Here is a 19,783-nt window from a genome sequence, read left to right on the forward strand (position 1 = left end):
GTTATAACCCCAATATTGCCTTAGAAATGACATTTCGTTGAATTTCATTACTTCCACCATATATAGATACTTTTCTGTAGTTTAAATAATGAGGCATTACAGGCGCTGCATAGTCCGGTCCAACTGTTTCATTTGTACCAATCTCGTTCTCTAAGTAAAAGGGATGAGCGTAGTAAGCTAACATTTCAACGAAAAGCTCTGAAATAGTTTGTTGTAATTCAGTGCCTTTAATTTTTAATATGGAAGATTCTGCACCAGGAGAGCCACCTTGAGACATTGCTGCAAGTGTTCGAAGCTCGGTAAACTCAGTAGCAGTAAGTTCGATTTCAGTTTCTTCAATTTTATTTCTAAACTGAACATCTTCAAGCAATGTTCCTTCACCTAATGGTATATCTGATGATAAATCCTTAAGTCTAGATAGTTCTCTTTTTAAGGCTGCAATACCCGCTATTCCACTTCTTTCATGAGCTAATAAAAATTTTGCTATATTCCATCCTTGGCCTTGCTCACCTACTAGATTTTCAGCAGGCACCTCAACGTTATCAAAGTACACCATATTAACTTCATGCGAACCATCAATAGTTATTATTGGCTTAACCTCTATTCCAGGTGTTTTCATGTCGATGAGTAGGAAACTTATTCCTTCTTGCTTGATGTCAGTGGTTTCGGTCCGCACAAGGCAAAATATCCAATCAGCATGTTGAGCCAATGTTGTCCAAGTTTTGGCTCCGTTAACAATATACTTATCTTCTTTCAATTCTGCTTTGGTTTTTAAAGAAGCGAGATCTGATCCTGAACCCGGTTCAGAATAGCCTTGGCACCACCATACTTCACTATTTAATATAGAAGGAAGAAACTTTTTTTTCTGTTCATCGGTGCCGAATGTATAAACAACAGGCGCGCACATACCAACACCAAATGGAATAGTTGTCGGTGTGTTAGCTTTTGCTAGCTCTTCTTGAAGAATATATTTCTGAGTGACAGAAAGTTCTGCTTGATTTGTATAATCAGTTGGCCAGTTGATGGCAAACCAACCTTTCTTATTTAGAATTTGTTGCCATCTGACAATTTCGTCTTTTTCAAGAGGAATCCTTTTATCTTGTTTCTCTTTGATATCATCCGGATATTCAGTCTCTAAAAAGTTAACAACTTCTTCTCTAAAAGTAACATCTGCTTCTGAAAATTTTAAGTCCATTTTGTTCCTATGTAATAAAAAAAAATAATTATACACTTCCATATATAATTTGCTTTTTTTTTAGGAAAAAACCAATAAATAAGTGGTAGAAAAGATCACATCATCCTCGGATATTTTAAATCTGGGATTAGACCTGTCTGAAAAAAATTTAGTCATAACTAAAGATTCTCAATCGGCAGTTCAATTTGCCAATTTCTTAAATAAACCCAATGTTCTTGTTCTAGAAAACTCTGAATTACTTCCTTACGACTTCTTCTCGATGGCACCTATAACAAGAGCAAGAAGAATATCGACTTTATCTGCTTATTTAAAAGAAAAAGAAATAACATTAATTTCCTCAATAGCTACATTATTGTCACCTGTGCCCAAACCAGTTCATATATCTCCTCTAAATAATTTGTCAGTCGGAGATCCTTTCGATCCGGAATCAGTAATAAACGAAATAATCCTAAACGGATATACAAGAGAAGATTTTGTATCATTGCCTGGACACTATGCTTTAAGAGGATCTGTTATGGATATATTTCTTACTAGCGGGACAGAGCCTATTAGAATTGAATTCTTTAATAATCAAATTGAAAGTCTAAGAATATTTAACCCTGAATCGCAAATTACTCACGAGAAAATTAATCATATTAATTTCTTGCCCTCATATGAATATCCTTTGAATAGGAATTCTGCTGAAATTTTTAAAAAAGAATGGAGAAAAAGGTTTGAACTCTTTGAAGAAGATTCAGAGTTATTTAGAAAGATAATGAACTTAAGGCATCCGGAAGGAGCTGAAATTTACTTTCCTCTATTCTATGGCACAAAATCTGATTTCATTCCATTTCTACAATATGCCGATCAAATTTATATACAAGATAATGTAAATGAAAAAGGTCATGAGTTTGAAGAACTCATAAATCAGAGATATGAAGAATACAGATATGATCAAAAGCGACCATTACTTGCACCTGAAGATTTATTTTTGAGTATGAATGAACTCAATACAAATATAAAAGATAGCCTCACTTTTGACATAGAGACAGATTATTCAGAAATAATTGAAAATGATGTTCTTCAAAATGAGAGGAAAGAGAAGGCTGATATTTCTTCTTCGAAAATGCCCAATAAAGGTGATCTAGTTGTTCATCTAACACACGGTATTGGTAAATTTCTGGGACTTAAGCAATTGAAAACTTTTGTTGGTGTTAGTGATTGCTTAGAAATTCTTTATAAAGATGAAAGTAAAGTCTTTGTTCCTATAGAACATATGAATCTGATTTCGAAGTACTTTGGTCCGGTTGACAGAGATATTGATTCACTTAATTCAAAAAAATGGAAAAAAAGAAAAGATAAAGCTCTCAAGCAAACTTTTGATACTGCAGCAGAATTACTTGAAGTCCAAGCCAAAAGATATGCTGCAAATGGATATTCGTTTGATTTATATGAAGATGAATACTTAAATTTTATTAAAAAGTTTCCATATGAAGAAACCTTTGATCAAAAAAGAACTATCGATGAAGTGTTACAGGATATGCATTCCTCAAGACCGATGGATAGATTAATTTGTGGAGAAGTAGGTTTTGGAAAGACTGAAGTTGCAATGAGGGCAGCGTTTATATCTGCATTGAATGGCAAACAAACTTGTATCTTGGTTCCAACAACTTTACTGACATCTCAACATCTAGATAGCTTTGAGCAAAGATTCAAAGATACCGGTGTGCATATAGCTTCGTTATCTAGGAATATAACTCCAAAAGAGAAGGATAAGTTGGTTCATAGTCTAGCTTCAGGTGAGATTGATATCGTAATTGGAACTCACGCACTGATCCAGGGAAATATAAGGTTCAAAGATCTTGGGCTCTTGATAATTGATGAAGAGCATCGATTTGGAGTTCGTCAAAAAGAAAAGATCAAATCACTTAAGGAAGAATTGGATATTTTGAGCTTATCAGCTACGCCTATTCCGAGATCATTGAATTTTGCCCTCACAGAACTTAAAGATCTATCAATTATTGCAACAGCGCCAGATGATCGCTTACCGGTTAAGACTTTTACTTATAGTTTCAATGAAAATTTAATCTTTGAAGCCATCCAAAGGGAGAATCTACGGGGTGGTCAAGTCTATTACCTTTGTAATGATCTCTCATTAATAGAGGACAGAAGATTGAGACTTAAAGAAAAGTTTAATGATCTTGTTATCGAAGTTGTTCATGGCCAATTAAAAGCAAATGTTATAGAGGAAATTATGTTGAAATTTAATGCAGGTGAAATAGACATACTTGTGTGCTCTACTATTATAGAGAGTGGTATTGATGTCTCAAATGCAAATACATTGATTGTGGAAGATGCTGATAAATTTGGTCTATCACAACTCCACCAACTTAGAGGTCGTGTTGGAAGAGCGGAGAGACAAGCTTATGCATATTTTTTAAGATCTAGAAATATCATAAATAAGAAGAATGCCGACAAAAGATTCGATGCCCTGATGAGCGCAGACTCTTTGTCAGCAGGATTCCTGCTAGCCCTAAAAGACCTTGAAATAAGGGGAGCTGGAGAAATCCTTGGATCAAATCAAAGTGGTGTATTTGAATCCATAGGCCTTGAGTTATATACAAGGATGATAAAGAAAGCGTCAGATTTCATTAAGAATGGAGACCTTGATTTTCAAAAACTAGATGAATTGCCAGAGATTAATCTAAATAAAAATTGTTTCATTCCTGAAAATTATCTACCGGACATAAATGTAAGATTATTAATGTACAACAAGGTTTCTTTGGCTGAGTCTTCTGCTGATTTAAAGAATATACAAATAGAGATGATCAATAGATTTGGATTATTGCCAGAGGAACTAAAAAACTTTTTCTTTCAAGCTGAATTAAGAATAATTGCCGAAGAATACTCGATTAAAAAAATAAACTTCATGGATAGCAAAATAAATATTTATTTCAAAAATAAAGATCTTGATACATCTTTTTTTAATGACGATACTTTAGAAGAGAAAATAAAAATGACTTCGGACGTGATTAAGACAATTTGCACAAATGCACCTTAAGCTAGCGATTATAGTTCTATTCATTGCAGAGAGCCTATATTCAGTTGATTTCAATGAATATTTAGAAAAGTACCTTGTCGATAAACAGAAACTTGATCACATTAAGGTTGACTTTTTCATCATACAAAATTTGTCAATCGAAGATGAAGATCTTGAAGAAAAGTGGAAAGAATTGGACGAACTTGAGCTTTCAAATCATCTCATCAAAATCAAAACCGAACCTACGACATTTGTGACCTTTCCTGAAGGAAAATTCTCAGATGAGATAACTTTGCCCCCTTTAAAATTTAAAATTCAACCTGAACAACAGAGTCTTAGTGATCAAGTTGCAGAGGTTACGAAACCTGATCCATTTTTATATGAAAAAATTCCATTTCAAAAAGAAATGATAGAAATTGAGAATAATTTAAATAGAAGCAGAGACTATAGAGTCATTTACTATAACTCATGGTACCAACCTGTTTTTAAAGAGAATGAAACTATACCAATATTTATAGATGCTCAAAAAAAAGATAAAAAGGTTCATGGTGAAATAAAGATTTATAAAGAAAGATTTATTCACCTGGTATCAAAATTAAGGTTTTCTCAGAAAACTGAAGAAATTGACAATTCATCAAGAACTCAAGAGATTAAAACATTTCAATCACTTATTAAGGATAAAAATAATACAGAAAGTAAGGGCTTTCTGAATGATAATTATTGGGTAGAAACTATCTTTAATTCTGTAAAAGTTAATCTGAAATATATTGGGGATTTTGTTTATTCATATAATGAAATTAATTCTGAAGAAATAATGGAGCTCCCTAGATTTAAGTTTGTAGATTTATATGAAATTGATAAGGATGTGAAGCTTGAAGTTGATGAGTTAAACTTCATCGATCACCCCTACTTCTCAATTTTAATTAAAGTTACTGAACAAACTAAATAAATTCAGATTTTTCAACTAGATTCTTTTCTAAGCTTTGAAGGATTTCTTTCTTTTCGCCAGTTGCGTCAATTAGCATAGAGCGTGTCTTATCCAATGCTTTTTCAAGAGACAACCAAGGCCCTTTATCATAAAGCCTTTGGTTTACAAAATTCCTATATCTTTCCATGGTATCAGGCATCACAGAGTTAGGCTGATTCACACAAACGAGTCTCTCAGCTAATTCTTTGTAACGTGAATCCTCAAAACCATCTAAAACTTTAGAGCGCTCTTCCCAAGGGAGGGTATGAAATCTTTCCATCCATAAATCATCAGCATCAGAAGGAAATCCTGAATAAACAGTTTGTTCTAGATGTTTGGGTGGAGGATAGTTGATTTGGTTACTTGCCAAGAGTTCACTCACTCTGGTTTGCAATTTAATATTTTCCTTAATCTTTCTTGCTCTCTCAATAAGTTGGTCATGTGATATGTCTAAGTGATTATCAATATTAGGGATATGATCTGATGGCATAACAGGTAGACTCTTATTGATTCTCACTTTCCTAATGGCAGTTCCACTATTTCCTATCTGCTCGAGCAATTCAGTATCAGTCAAATCATTAAGTTGATCTGGATCGAAATATAAATCTGCAACAGCAACTTCATTATTCATTTTAGGGTTCTGACCACAGAATGTAACAGGATAAGTAAATTTCTTTCTACGTATTACTTCCCCTATCATGGCAAATGGTTCTGTTTGTAGAATTTCTAAATTACCAGTCTTTGTCGATCCTTTTATTGAAGCTTGCCAGACAGGTTTAGCCTTTTCCAAAATTAACTTAGCGAGTTCGTGCATTTGTACACAATCAGCCAAGGCATCATGAGCATTTTCAATTTCTATAGAGTTGGCATCAGACCAATCTGTTAATTTCATACTCACATCTCCTTCTTCAAAGATTGGGAGAGTGAGGCTATCAGGGAAAAAGTTAGCAACTAGCTGCAGTGTACTAAGCATATCTAAGCGCGATGCACCAAGAGTATTCGTTATGTATAAAGGGAGTAAGTTCCAAAAAAATTGACGTCGGAAAAGTTCTTCATCAAAACGATGACCATTATAGGTAATGTATACAGGGTTTCTTCCTTTTGACCAATCTAACCAAGTTGATCTCAGAAGTTTCATCATGTCATAGTGAGACATAGATTCTTCTTTTAATGATTCAACTTTCTTATGAACTAAATAGGCTTCTGGAGATGGGACAATCCAAGGTAAAACTTTACATCCTATATCTTGAGAATTTTCTTGATGAAGAGACTCGTCTGTAAGAATTGATCCAATTTGAATGATTTGAGAGAAGTTAATATCAAGGCCTGTCGTCTCAGTATCTGTAAATATATAGCATTTATCTGCATTTAATTGAGACATATATTATTTATAATAGGCATTTTCTCTGTAGCTGTGATCAGTTACATCTTTTACGCCCTTTAAGCCTTCAACTTGTTCTAATAGGGTTTTTTCAACACCATCTTTTAAAGTAAGATCCACCATTCCGCATCCTTGACAACCTCCTCCAAATTGAAGCACCGCTGTTGCATCATCTATAACCTCAATCAAAGAAACTTCTCCTCCATGTGCTGCCAATCCTGGATTTACCTCTGAGTAAAGAACATAGTTTATTTTGTCTTCTATAGAAGCATCTTTACCTAGCTGAGGCAGTTTTGCATTTGGAGCTTTGATAGTAAGTGTTCCACCAAACTTATCAGGTGAATAATCGACCTCAGCATCTTTCAAAAAATCAATGGATTTTTCTTCAAGATACAAATCAAACTTGAATTCATTGATGATTCTATAATCGGAGAAGTCCTCGTCTTGCTTTGCATATGCAATACAAGTCTCCGCTCTGGGAGTTCCAGGTTCGGAAACGAATATTTTTATTCCACAAGTGTCCTCATCTTGACTAGACAGAAGATCATTCAAATAATCTTGCGCTGAAGGTGTGATGGTCATCTCTTTCATAATGCCATTCTATCAAATATATCGACTGTTATAATATTTATAGAATTAAACGTAAACTAAAGATTTCTAGCTTAAATTTTGTCGATTATACAAAGAGAACATTATCTCGAACTTTTTGAAGAAAAGAAAAGCTTATTTATACGTGAATTTACTGAAAAAACTCCAATAGACTTCTTTGAATCTCCCGATAAAGCTTATCGATATAGAGCTGAATTCGGTATTTTGAAAGAGAAAGATGAATATTTCTATTCAATGACAAAAAATGGTGAAAAAGTAGCTATAAAATCTTTCCCTATTAGCAGTCAAAAGATTCAAAGTATCATGCCCCTTTTATTAAAAAAAATACAAAGTAATTCAATAATTTCTCATAAACTTTTTCAAATAGAGTTTCAATCCTCCAGAAATAACGAGGCCATGGTTAGTTTAATTTATCACAAAGAATTGGGAGATGAGTGGTCAAAAATGGCATCAAATATATCCAATGAATTAGACATATCAATTATTGGAAGAAGTAAAAATAGAAAAATAATCATTGGAAATGATTATGTTACCGAAACCTATCAATACCAAGATAAAAAGTTTTCAATTAAGCTCTACGAACAGTGTTTCAGTCAAACAAATCCTTATATTTGTGACTCCATGCTAAGTTGGGTTTTTGATAACATTAAACCAGTTGAAAATGATCTAATGGAGCTTCATTGCGGTCTTGGAACTTTTACAATTCCCTTAAGTAGTTACTTTAACAAAGTATTAGCTACTGAGAATAGTCGACCCAGCATTAAAGCATTACAAGAAAATATTAGGTTGAATAATATTAATAATATCTATACTGGAAGATTATCGGGTAAAGAAACCTTAGAAGCATTTAAGGGAGTAAGGTCATTTAGAAGATTGAAAGATATTGATTTAGCGCAATTTAAAATAGATTCAATTTTTTTAGATCCGCCGCGGGAAGGACTTGATTCATCTACACTCGGAAACATAATAGGAATAAAAAATATTATTTACATTTCGTGCAGCATTGATTCATTCAAGAGAGATTTACAAGCTTTAAAATCCACACACAATATATTAAAACTTGCAATGTTCGACCAATTTCCATACACGGAGCACATAGAGTCCGGAGCAATTCTTAGCAAAAAATACTAGTTTGCTTTTTAGAGTTTTGCTTCTAGTTCAGGTAATGCTTCGAAGAGGTCAGCAACTAATCCATAATCTGCAACTGAGAAGATTGGTGCTTCCTCGTCTTTGTTAATTGCGACTATAACTTTACTATCTTTCATTCCTGCTAAATGTTGTATTGCACCGGAAATACCAACAGCTATGTACAAGTCAGGAGCAACAATCTTTCCTGTTTGACCAACTTGCATATCATTTGGGACAAATCCTGAATCTACAGCAGCTCTTGAAGCTCCAATTGCTGCTCCCAACTTATCCGCTATTCCATTTAATAGACTAAAGTTGTCTCCATTTTGCATACCTCTTCCACCTGATATCACTACTTCTGCTGCAGTTAGTTCAGGTCTGTCAGATTCAGCGATCTCTTCTTTAACAAAAGAAGAAACTCCTGCATTTGTATCGTTTTCGATTGAGTTTATAGATGCACTTCCTCCACTGGATTCACAAGCATCAAATCCAGTAGTTCTGACCGTAATAGCTTTAATTGAATCAGTACTTTGCACAGTTGCTATGCAATTACCTGCATAAATTGGTCGTTCAAAAGTATCTTCCGAAATAACAGCACTTATGTCAGATATCTGAGAAACATCTAATTTGGCTGCTACTCTAGGCATGAAATTCTTACCATTTGTTGTAGCTGGCGCCATTATATGTGAATAACCATCAGATAACTCAACTATTAAATTTCCTAAGTTCTCAGCAAGAGAATTTTTATATGTCTCTTTATTTGCTAGAAGTATATTGTTTACACCAGGAATTTGAGAAGCTGCATCGGCAACAGATTCGCAATCCATACCTGCGACAAGAATATCTATGTCACCTCCAACCTCTTTAGCTGCAGCAACAGTATTAAGCGTTGCTCCCTTTAACTCTGAATTATCGTGTTCTGCTATAACTAATATACTCATGTAATCACCTTTGCTTCGTTTTTTAATTTATCAACTAGTTGTTCAATATCATCTACCATTATCCCTGCAGCCCTCTCTGGAGGAGGAGTAACTTTCAAAGTATTTTGCCTTGGAGATAAATCGAGACCTAAATCAGATGAAGATAATGTTTCTAGTGGTTTCTTTTTCGCTTTCATAATGTTTGGTAAAGAAGCGTATCTAGGTTCATTTAGCCTAAGGTCAGTTGTAATTATTGCTGGCAAGGTTAATGATAGTGTTTGTAAACCACCATCTATTTCTCTTGTAACTTCAACAACTCCTTCTTGTATTTCAACCTCCGAAGCGAAGGTTCCTTGTGGAAGATCTAACATTGCTGCCAACATCTGTCCCGTTTGGTTCGCATCACCGTCTATTGCTTGTTTTCCAAGGATTATAAGATCAGGACTTTCCTTAGAAACAACTTCTTTAAGTGCTTTAGCTACCCCTAATGGCTCAACAGATTCCTCTGTTTCTACTAAAATAGCTCTATCTGCACCAAGTGCCAAACATGTTCTTAATTGCTCTTGAGATGAAGCATCTCCAACAGATACAGCGATTACCTCTTCAGCTTTACCGGCTTCTTTGATTCTCACAGCTTCTTCAATGGCAATTTCACAGAATGGGTTTATAGCCATTTTAGCATTACTCAAGTCAGGTCCACTCTCATCAGATTTAGCCCTTACTTTGACGTTATAATCAACAACTCTCTTAACAGGAACAAGAACCTTCATACTATTTTCCTTATATGGTAAAATTTATACTGCGTATTCTATAACTGCTGCCCGCCTCAATACAATAAATAAAAGTATGGAAAATATCGAAAGAGAATCAATGGAGTATGATGTAGTCATAGTTGGAGCTGGACCGGCTGGATTATCTACTGCAATTAAACTAAAACAACAAGCAATTGAAGCATCAAAGGAGATGTCAATATGTGTTGTTGAAAAAGGTTCTGAAGTTGGGGCGCATATATTATCTGGTAATGTTTTTGATCCAAAAGCATTAGATGAACTTATACCTGACTGGAAAGAACTTGGCGCGCCACTAAATACTCCTGTTAAAAAAGATTCAGTACGGTATTTACTGAATGAAAAGTTAAACTTTTCAATTCCAACGCTATTTGCAACTACTTTTAAGAATCATGGAAACTACATTATGAGCCTAGGCAACTTTTGTAGATGGATGGCGGAGTATGCAGAGGGGCTTGAAATTGATATTTTCCCTGGATTTACAGCCTCTGAATTGATAATCGACAATGGAGTTGTTGTAGGAATTGCTACTGGTGATATGGGAGTTGACGTTAATGGAGAAAAGAAAGACTCATATGAACCTGGCATAAATCTTATGGCTAAATACACGATCCTTTCCGAAGGATGTCGTGGTCACCTTGGAAAACAAGCTATTAGTTTATTCAACCTCAATGAAGACAAAGATCCGCAGCACTATGGTATTGGTTTTAAAGAAGTTTGGGATCTAGACCCTTCTGTTCATGAGGAAGGGTTAGTTGTACATACGATGGGATGGCCTGCAGCGAAGGGAGTATTGTCTGGATCGTACCTTTATCATGGAGAAAATAATCAAGCATTTTTGGGTTATATAGTTCCTCTTGACTATGACAATCCTCATATAAGCCCTTTTGATGAGTTTCAACAATGGAAACATCAAGCATCTATACAAAAATATTTAGCTGGTGGAACAAGAACTGCATATGGAGCAAGAGCTCTCATAAAAGGTGGTCACCAGTCTATTCCAAAAATGCATTTTCCTGGTGGTATGCTAGTCGGAGACGATGCAGGCACCATGAATTTTCCAAGAATAAAGGGTACGCATACTGCAATGAAGTCTGGGATGATTGCTGCTGAAAGTCTTTTTGAAGAATTTTACAAAGAAAATCCTATGACTGACCTAAATACAGTTACAGCTAACTTTAAATCTTCGTGGTTAGAAACCGAACTGCATAAAGCCAGAAACTTTTTACCTTTTATACATAAATATGGAACTCTACTTGGTGTAGCTCTTGCAGGAATTGACCAATTAATATTTAGAGGCAAGCTGCCATTCACATTGCATCATGATCAACCTGATCATGAATGTTTAAAAGAGGCTTCAGAAATGCCACGTATTGATTACCCTAAACCGGATGGTGTTATAAGTTTCGACAAGCTTTCCTCGGTATTTCTTTCCAATACGAATCATGAAGAAGATCAACCATGTCACCTTGTTCTCAAAGATCCTTCAATACCATTGAGTGTTAATCTACCTAAGTATGATGAGCCTGCACAGAGATACTGTCCTGCCGGTGTTTATGAAATAGTTGAGAAAGAAGGAGAAAAGCAATTTCAAATAAATGCGCAAAATTGTGTGCATTGTAAAACTTGTGACATAAAAGACCCTTCACAAAACATAAATTGGATTACGCCTGAAGGAGCTGGTGGACCAAACTATCCAAATATGTAATAAAATCAATTGCTTATAGATAAAAAAAATATTTCACTTTTTTTGCATTTTTTTTTAAAAAAAGTGTTGCAAAATAAAATTTAATCTGTATTATACATTGTTACCTATCAGACCGACTTGGAAACAACTCGAGACGAAGAAAAGGGGGGAAGATGGGTTAGAGAACGGAAGGTGAAAGCTCTAAAAAACAGCTAGCAAAAAAAGTTTTTTAGACCACCAAGATTGGAAGAGAAACCAATCAAGGAGCTAAGCAGAATCTCGGTTTAGACACTTTCGAACTCGAACTAAAGACAGAGCAATAGCTCTGTTTTTTTTTGGCTAATTGAGTCTGAAGAAATTTCCAGAACTGTAAATACCATAATATCCATTAACCTCTTCTGCCATGTCTATCAACTTGTAATATACGTTTCTAGATATTAGCCCCTCTAAATTTTTTCTGACTAGTGCGTATGGTGATGGTTCATCATTAACACCTAAAGTAGCTACTCTAATCGGGTGGTCACTATTTACTTCAAATATTTCATTCGTATTAGTTCGAAAAGTTATTACCTGCTCATGACCTTCACCTGAAAATTCAAAATCTATAATGGTGAATGGCTTATCTTCTACTTCAATCTTTATTTTTTCTACTGGTGTTACTAGAAAATATTCTTCCCCATCTAACCTTAATACTCTACTGAATAATTTCACCATACGTTCCCTACTTATCACCGAGTCCATAAAGTACCATTTTCCATTCCGATCAATCTTCATATGAACATTTTCACATAATGGGGGATCCCAACTTTCTACTGGAGGGAATGTATCTTCATCTAACTTTGAAAGCTCTGTAAAAATTGAAGAAATGGTTGTATCGGCCATGTTTATATAAACTCACTAAGTAATATTTGTAATGCAATTATAACCAGTGCTAAACCTAAAAACTTTTCGAATATTCCAAAAAACTTTAAAAACTTTTCTTTAAAAATATTACTTGTGAAAATATAAGAAACCGAAGCAAACCATACAAAGGTCATAACTGCCATATATAACCCATATAACATAAGACTAAAGTTACTGGAGCTACTCAAAACTATCCCAAATAAAGAAATAAAGAATAATAAAGCTTTTATGTTCGTTATGTTCGTAATGAGGCCTACAGTAAAGCCTCCTGCTCTACCCCACTTATCTTTGTTAATAATATCTTCGTCAAAACTAGAAACATTAAGTAAAGAGGTAATGCCAAGGTATATAAGATAGAAAGAACAAATAAATTTAAGGACAAGAAGGTAAAAATCATTAGAGGCTAATATGATTAACATTCCAGTAACTGCCAGACCAGAATGAAATAAAATACCTGTTCCTATTCCTCCAGCTGTCCATAATGCTATCGTCCTGCCATAACGGATACTTTGTCTAGAAACTAAAAAAAAATCAGGACCAGGACTCATTACAGCAAACATATGTAGAACGACTACCGTAAAAAATTCTGTCATATTAAGGTTGGCTCTATTTCTAATTTAATTCCAGTCATAGAAAAGATTTGATTAATAATTTTGTTAGCAAATTTAAGAATTTCATCTCCTGGAGTTTCTTCGTAAGTCACCAGAACAAGAGCATGCTGATCTGATATTCCTACATTTCCCTCTCTGAAACCTTTCCATCCAAATTTCTCAATTAAAAAAGCAGCAGATATTTTTATATCATCTCCTTCGAGATAGACTGGTATTTCTTCAGTTATATCTAATTTACTGAATTCTTCTTTAGTTAAGACTACGTTCTTAAAAAAACTTCCAACATTTGGGAATTCTTTATAATCAGGTAAGACTTTTTTTCGAATTTTTGAGACCAAATCAAATATATCCCCATGAGTTAGATTGTCCTTATTAATGTTATTGTTATTAATTTCATCTTCGAGAGAGCCATAGGAATAATTGATTTTAGGATCTGTTTTAAATTGAAATGTTACCGATAAAATTATGTAATCAGAACAATCTTTAAAAATACTGGTTCTATATCCAAATCCGCATTCGTTGGCATACAAAACTTTGATTGAACCCGTCTTTAGATCAAAACAAGTTATCTTTTTTATAAAGCTAGAAATCTCTGATCCATAGGCCCCTATATTCTGTATAGGTCCTGCTCCAACTGTTCCTGGTATCAAAGCAAGATTTTCTAATCCAAACATTTTATGCCTTATGGTCCATTCCACAAAATCATGCCAGTTCTCCCCAGAGGCAACTTCAATGCTCATTTTATCAATTTCTTTTATTCCTAATAGCTTGTTGAAAACTACCAATCCCTGAAATGTTTTAGTAGGAACTATATTCGTCCCCTCTCCTAGAATTAGTATTGGTAAGTTCTTTTCGTTAGAAAATGAAATTATTTCATCTATTTGATTAATATCGGAAAGTTCGCAGAAAAATGATGCTGTTTCTGTGGTCCTTAATGAGGATAGTTTAGAAAATGGATAATCTTCTATGAAATTCATTCTAAATCTATAGCTATCTCTATTGCTTGCTTGAGATCACTTTCAGTATCAACACCGATGTGATATTTTCCCGATGATTCGATTGCATAAATCTTCTCTCCATTGTCCATGACTCGCATTTGCTCAAGATTTCTTTTGATCTCATTTTTACTTTGTTTCCATTTGATGAACTTCTGAAGGAAATTTACTTTATATCCATAGACTCCTATATGTTTCTTAGCGTCTTTTCTTGGTAAATGGTCCACATCCCTTGAAAAATCTTTTACTATATTTGAATCCAGCCAAAGTTTTACCACGTCTTTATTTGCTAAGTCATTTGATACAAGGCTTGAATACAAAGTAACCATATTGGCATTTTCTTTTTCAGCTAATTGCGCTAAGTTTTCAATATCCTTGGGTTCAATGAAAGGCTCGTCTCCCTGAATGTTTATTATTAATTCTTCATCCGATAATTTTAGGATATCGCATGATTCAAATAATCTATCAGATCCTGTTCTATGGTTTGAATTAGTTAAAAGAGCCTCTACGTTAATTTCATTGCAGTGATACATAATTTCATCAGAATCAGTTGCCACATGTATAGATTTAGCAGAAGTTTTTCTTGCCTGATCAACTACTCTTTCAATTAAGGTTTTTCCTGCTATATCCTTAAGAGGCTTATTGGGTAGTCTAGTTGAGCCAATCCTGGCAGGAATGATTATTCTATAGCTCATCAGAGAGGTCTCTTGCCTCATCAGGTATCATAACGGGTATTCCATCTTTTATGGGATAAGCTAGCTTACTTTCATTGCATATAAGCTCATCACCAATTTGTTCTAAAGATCCTTTTGAGACAGGACACACGAGTATATCTAAAAGCTTTTTGTCGATCTTAGTCATTTGTTTATTGTAAGTTTATTCAAAATATTTTCAGCCAAATCTTCGTTTTCAAATTTAGCTTCTACAGATAAGTACCAGAGATTATTGGAGTTCATTTCGAGGCATCTTACAGCATCTTTTTCCGTCATTATAATTGGTAATGTATCTCCGAAATCAAGATCCTCCTCTTTAAATTGATAATGATCAGGAAAACTATGTCTTATAGGATTTAGGCCTAAGCTAATTAATGTATTATAAAACTTAGCTGGATTCCCTATTCCTGCTACTGCATGTACATTTTTGGACAATGGCCAGGAATTTGCATTGAACCTTTTATTATCTTTAATTCTTGCCCATTCAATCGGCTGATAATTCATTAGGTAATTTTTATGTTTTGTCTTCAATCTGGTAAGTTTTGATGAACTAACTATAAAATCTGCTTCATCTGTTCTTTTTAACGGCTCTCGTAATGGACCAGCAGGTAAATAGAGTCCATTTCCAATTCCCCTATTACCATCAAAAACTACAATTTCTATATCTCTATCCATCTTATAATGTTGTAAACCATCATCACTAATCACGATATCGGTATCGGTATCTGCAAGTAATTTCTTCACAGCAGCTATTCTGTTTGTAGATATACAAACTGGTCTTAGAGTGTTTCTAGAAATAATCAATGGTTCATCTCCACTAACACTTACAGAGGTTTCATCATTAATAATAATAGGCTTAGTAGATGATCCACCATAACCTCGGCTTACGATACCGGGTTTATACCCGTTCTTTTCAAGTAATTTAGTTAACCATATAACTAGTGGCGTTTTTCCGGTTCCACCCACAACAATATTACCAACTACTAAAACCGGGACCTCAGGTTTCCAGGATAGTTTAGGTTGATCTAAAAATTTATTCCTTCTCCTTCTAGAAACAAATTGCGTTAAGAGTGAAAGAGGCCAAAGAAGCCATAACCATAATTTTTTCTGATACCAACTTTGCTCTATAAAACTAGCCGAAGACAGATCATCAATATTTTCTTCAAAGAAATTTATTTGAGTTTCATTTCTGAGACCATCCTCTTCATCATCTTTAAATTGATTCTTGTGTAATTCTGCATAGTGCCCATCTTGAGAAATTAAGCTTTCATGTGAACCTATTTCAACAATATGACCAGATTCAAGTACCACAATTTTATCTGAATTCTCAATAGTTGATAATCTATGCGCAATTACCAATGTTGTCCTATTTTTTGTCAGTTCTAACAAGGCTTCTTGAATATAATTCTCTGATTCAGAATCCAGCGCAGAAGTAGCTTCATCAAGAATTAGAATAGGAGCATCTTTTAATAGAGCTCTAGCAATAGCGATTCTCTGTCTTTGACCACCTGATAGAAGAACACCATCATCTCCGGCAATTGTTTCATAACCATCAGGTAGGGCTTCTATGAAATCATGAGCATTGGCTTTTTGTGCAGCTACTTTAATTTCTTCAAGTGATTTCTCTTCAGAACCATAATTAATATTATTAGCGATTGTGTCATTAAATAAAGTAATGTTTTGACTTACTAGGGCTATGTGTGATCTTAGGTTCTTTATTTCAAATTCATTCAACAATACTCCATCAATCTTTATTTCTCCTTCAAAATTATCATAAAATCTTGGAAGAAGGCTCATTAGAGTTGTTTTGCCTGCACCTGACTTTCCGACAAATGCAACCGACTCTCCTACACCTATTTCAAGATTAATATTATTGAGTATATTTTGAGAAGATTTAGCATAGGCGAAGGAAACATTACTAAATTGAATTTCACCTTTTATTTCATCAGATTTGAATTTGCCATCATTTTTTTCAATCTCTTCATCTAATTGACTAAAAATATCTTCAGCAGCAGCTAATCCCTTCTGTATTTGGCTATTAATTTCAGATAATTGTCTAACTGGTTTAGCTAACATACCTGCTGCGCTAAAAAAGGCTATAAAGGTTCCTGGTGTCATTACAGATACTACGGAAGCATCAAGAGCCAACCAAGTAACTAGTGCTAACGCCGCAGAAACAAACATTTGAACTAAGGGTGAAGCAATTGAATTTGTTGCCTCTAATTTTAAGTTTTGTTTTCTATTGTTATCACTTGCCTTATTAAATCTGTCTATTTCATAATCTTCACCACCAAAAGATTTAACCTCTTCATATCCATTAATAGTTTCAGATGCAACATGAGTCACATCTCCCATCGCCGTTTGAATTCTCCCACTTATTTTCCTTAACCTTTTTGCTGCGATACTAACTACAAGAGCAATGAAAGGTGCTGCAATAAATAGAAACAATGCTAGCTTCCAGTTTAAGTACATCAGATAAGTAATTAATCCAATTACTAAAAGACCTTCTCTTATCAGAATTTTTAATGCATTAGTTGCTGCACCGGTCACCTGCATAACATTGAAGGTAATTCTAGAAATTAGATGACCAGAACTATGAGCATCATAAAAAGAACTAGGGAGTATAGTTAATTTTTCAAATAGTTCAGTTCTTAAGTTATGAACTAATCTATTAGAGATAGAGGACAATAAGTAGTTTCCTACAAAGAAACCTATACCTCTTACAAATGCGATAGCTATTAAAGCAAGCGGAAGCACTAACCTTAAATCGCCTTCAGGACTACTTACATAATCTATAACTCTTTTTAACCATTCTGTAGCAGCTACTTGAGAGCCTGAATAAATTGCAAATCCTAAAATACTTACAATAAATAGAGGAATATAAGGAAGAACATAGGTCAATAACCTAGCATAGAGCTTTATGCTGGATAATTCTTGATTGCTTTTATCCATCTGCTTTATTCTAAACTTAACAATCTATTCAGTCGACTAGAGACCTTTGTGTCATGAGTAGCTATTAATAGAGTTACGTTTCTTATGGAAACCATGTTCGTTAGAAGAGTCATAAAATTTTCAACATTCTTTGTATCTAAATTTCCAGTCGGTTCATCCATAATTAAACATGATGGGTTATTGGACATAGCTCTTGCTATGGCAACTCTCTGTCTTTCGCCTCCCGACAACTCATTTGGAGTATTGTTTTCTTTACCAAATAGATTCACTTGTTCCAGAAGTTGTAAAGAATTTTCCATAGCTTCAGTATGGTTAGTTCCTGCTAGTAATGCCGGTAACGCAATATTTTCCAATGCTGTCAAATCTGGCAACAAGTGATGGAATTGATAAACAAATCCAATTTCCTTATTTCTAAGTTGAGATCTTTCATCGTAGGTTAGTTCTGTAATATCTATACCTTTTATCTTTACAGAACCTGAATCCGGATTATCTAGTCCACATATCATATGCAGAAGTGTTGACTTGCCTGATCCAGAAGCGCCAACTAATCCAATAGTCTCGCCTTCATGAAGACTTAATGAAAAATTTTTAAAAACCTGCAGAAGTTTGTCATCTTCTCCGTAGGATTTATCTATACCCTTAATACTAATAATCTCTTTATTCATTATTTAATATTTCTACTGGATCGACTCTGGAAGCTAATCTCGCAGGATATATGGTGAATAAAATGCAGGAAATAAATGAGATAACACAAATTGTGGAAACCCATTCAAATCTAATATCTATGGGGAAATAATCAATAAAATATACTTTTAAAAATTGTGTGTTAAACAAGATTTCCAAAAAATTAATTATTGAGCCGAAATTTATTGAAATAATTAATCCTGCAAAACAACCTAATAAAATTCCGAAAGAGCCAACTAGGCCTCCAAAGAGAAAAAAGATATTTCTAATAGTTTTAGAAGTTGCACCCATAGTCATTAAAATGGCGATCTGAGATTTCTTTTGATTAACTGTCATAACCAGCATTGACATCAAATTATAAGCAGATAGCAAAATAAGCATGAATAACATTAAGGAAACTAAAAATCTCTCATTTTGTATAGCTTCAAATAGAGTTCCATAGTTTTGCTGCCAAGTACTAGTCATTATTTCTTTATTAGAAGTTTTTCTAATATTTGCTGCATCAAATCTTATTTGATTAGTCGAACTAAAAAGATCTTGATATTTTATCCTTATTCCAGTCATTGAGTGGTTCATCCTCAATAACTTTGATGCATTAGCAATACTCATATAAGCAAAACTTTGATCTAATTCTGGTGAACCAATACTAAAAATTGCACTAACTTTAAATTTCTTTGTGCGTGGAAATATACCTGCTAATCCCAATCCAGTATCGGGAACGAGAACGTTGACATAATCTCCTACTTCAATGTTTAGTTGGTAAGCTAAGATATCTCCAATGACCAGATTATATTTATCTTCTTCAAGAGTCTGCAAAGAACCATCTACAATGTGGTCACCAATAGAGGATACTGTATTCTCATATTTAGGTATTACACCATAAATATAGACACCTTTGAGAGAGGATCCAGAACTCAATAAACCCTGAGTTTCAATATAAGGAGCAACGCCAATAACCTGAGAATTCTCATAAACAATTTTCTCTATGGAATCATATTCCTTTATTTGGATATTTCCAATGATAGAGGCATGAGGGATAGTTTCTAAAATTCTTTCTTTGAGTTCTTTCTGGAAACCATTCATGACTGACGTCACTATAATAAGAACCAGCACACCAATAGTTATCCCGATGATTGCCATACCAGAATGGAAAGAAACGAATCCATTTTTTCTGGACCGAAAATACTTTAATGCCAAATATAAAGATATATTTTTCACAAGAATCCTATAT

17 protein-coding genes are annotated in these 19,783 nt (G+C 34.2%); 4 read left to right on the plus strand and 13 right to left on the minus strand.

Translation table 11 applies throughout. From position 1 onward, the window contains the following. Position 1 precedes the first annotated feature (1 nt). Complete coding sequence (locus tag M9C83_04130; protein ID URQ65849.1) at positions 2 to 1,195, minus strand: acyl-CoA dehydrogenase family protein; 1,194 nt, start codon at positions 1,193 to 1,195, stop codon at positions 2 to 4. Between the two features lie 82 nt (positions 1,196 to 1,277). Here M9C83_04130 and M9C83_04135 point away from each other — a divergent pair, with 82 nt between their 5' ends. After that, complete coding sequence (locus M9C83_04135; protein URQ65850.1) at positions 1,278 to 4,235, plus strand: DEAD/DEAH box helicase; 2,958 nt, start codon at positions 1,278 to 1,280, stop codon at positions 4,233 to 4,235. Next, positions 4,225 to 5,163, plus strand: a complete 939-nt coding sequence (locus M9C83_04140) for a CsiV family protein (GenBank protein URQ65851.1) — start codon at positions 4,225 to 4,227, stop codon at positions 5,161 to 5,163. Before M9C83_04135 ends, M9C83_04140 begins: the two co-directional genes overlap by 11 nt. Here the strand turns inward: M9C83_04140 and M9C83_04145 are convergent. Then, the gene (locus M9C83_04145; protein URQ65852.1) at positions 5,156 to 6,562 is read right to left on the minus strand and encodes a hypothetical protein; all 1,407 of its coding nucleotides are present in this window, start codon (positions 6,560 to 6,562) and stop codon (positions 5,156 to 5,158) included. The genes M9C83_04140 and M9C83_04145 overlap by 8 nt on opposite strands. A 3-nt stretch (positions 6,563 to 6,565) precedes the next feature. Next, positions 6,566 to 7,153: a NifU family protein gene (locus M9C83_04150; protein ID URQ65853.1), complete on the minus strand. Its 588-nt coding sequence runs from the start codon at positions 7,151 to 7,153 to the stop codon at positions 6,566 to 6,568. A gap of 78 nt (positions 7,154 to 7,231) precedes the next feature. On the opposite strand from M9C83_04150, the gene trmA reads away from it, so the two are divergent. Then, positions 7,232 to 8,302: a tRNA (uridine(54)-C5)-methyltransferase TrmA gene (gene trmA / locus M9C83_04155; GenBank protein ID URQ65854.1), complete on the plus strand. Its 1,071-nt coding sequence runs from the start codon at positions 7,232 to 7,234 to the stop codon at positions 8,300 to 8,302. Positions 8,303 to 8,310: 8 nt separating this feature from the next. On the opposite strand, the gene M9C83_04160 is transcribed toward trmA, so the two are convergent. Beyond that, entirely contained in the window at positions 8,311 to 9,240 is a 930-nt protein-coding gene (locus M9C83_04160; protein ID URQ65855.1) for an FAD-binding protein, read from the minus strand. Next, positions 9,237 to 9,989 (minus strand): electron transfer flavoprotein subunit beta/FixA family protein, encoded by a 753-nt coding sequence (locus M9C83_04165; protein URQ65856.1) that lies wholly within the window; start codon positions 9,987 to 9,989, stop codon positions 9,237 to 9,239. Before M9C83_04165 ends, M9C83_04160 begins: the two co-directional genes overlap by 4 nt. A gap of 85 nt (positions 9,990 to 10,074) precedes the next feature. Between M9C83_04165 and M9C83_04170 the strand changes: the two genes are divergently transcribed. After that, positions 10,075 to 11,715: an electron transfer flavoprotein-ubiquinone oxidoreductase gene (locus M9C83_04170; GenBank protein URQ67395.1), complete on the plus strand. Its 1,641-nt coding sequence runs from the start codon at positions 10,075 to 10,077 to the stop codon at positions 11,713 to 11,715. Between the two features lie 318 nt (positions 11,716 to 12,033). Here the strand turns inward: M9C83_04170 and M9C83_04175 are convergent, their stop codons facing one another. From M9C83_04175 to M9C83_04210, 8 genes are read right to left on the minus strand one after another with little or no spacing between them, the layout of a single operon-like run. Continuing rightward, complete coding sequence (locus tag M9C83_04175; GenBank protein URQ65857.1) at positions 12,034 to 12,576, minus strand: DUF1285 domain-containing protein; 543 nt, start codon at positions 12,574 to 12,576, stop codon at positions 12,034 to 12,036. A 2-nt stretch (positions 12,577 to 12,578) separates the two neighbouring features. Further along, a complete protein-coding gene (locus M9C83_04180; protein URQ65858.1) occupies positions 12,579 to 13,190 on the minus strand; it encodes a LysE family translocator in 612 nt (203 codons plus the stop codon). Continuing rightward, positions 13,187 to 14,185, minus strand: a complete 999-nt coding sequence (murB, locus tag M9C83_04185; protein URQ65859.1) for a UDP-N-acetylmuramate dehydrogenase — start codon at positions 14,183 to 14,185, stop codon at positions 13,187 to 13,189. Before murB ends, M9C83_04180 begins: the two co-directional genes overlap by 4 nt. Continuing rightward, the gene (kdsB, locus tag M9C83_04190) at positions 14,182 to 14,898 is read right to left on the minus strand and encodes a 3-deoxy-manno-octulosonate cytidylyltransferase (protein URQ65860.1); all 717 of its coding nucleotides are present in this window, start codon (positions 14,896 to 14,898) and stop codon (positions 14,182 to 14,184) included. The genes murB and kdsB overlap by 4 nt, the downstream gene beginning before the upstream one ends. Continuing rightward, positions 14,888 to 15,064, minus strand: coding sequence for a Trm112 family protein (locus tag M9C83_04195; GenBank protein URQ65861.1), 177 nt, complete (start codon positions 15,062 to 15,064; stop codon positions 14,888 to 14,890). Before M9C83_04195 ends, kdsB begins: the two co-directional genes overlap by 11 nt. Continuing rightward, positions 15,061 to 17,868 carry a lipid A export permease/ATP-binding protein MsbA gene (gene msbA / locus M9C83_04200; GenBank protein ID URQ65862.1) on the minus strand — a complete coding sequence of 936 codons (2,808 nt, stop codon included), beginning with the start codon at positions 17,866 to 17,868 and terminating at the stop codon, positions 15,061 to 15,063. Before msbA ends, M9C83_04195 begins: the two co-directional genes overlap by 4 nt. A gap of 5 nt (positions 17,869 to 17,873) precedes the next feature. Continuing rightward, positions 17,874 to 18,533 (minus strand): ABC transporter ATP-binding protein, encoded by a 660-nt coding sequence (locus M9C83_04205; GenBank protein URQ65863.1) that lies wholly within the window; start codon positions 18,531 to 18,533, stop codon positions 17,874 to 17,876. Beyond that, positions 18,526 to 19,770 (minus strand): lipoprotein-releasing ABC transporter permease subunit, encoded by a 1,245-nt coding sequence (locus M9C83_04210; protein URQ65864.1) that lies wholly within the window; start codon positions 19,768 to 19,770, stop codon positions 18,526 to 18,528. Before M9C83_04210 ends, M9C83_04205 begins: the two co-directional genes overlap by 8 nt. Positions 19,771 to 19,783 lie beyond the last annotated feature (13 nt).

The sequence above is a fragment of the SAR86 cluster bacterium genome (assembly GCA_023703575.1).
Lineage (GTDB): Bacteria > Pseudomonadota > Gammaproteobacteria > Magnimaribacterales > Magnimaribacteraceae > Magnimaribacter.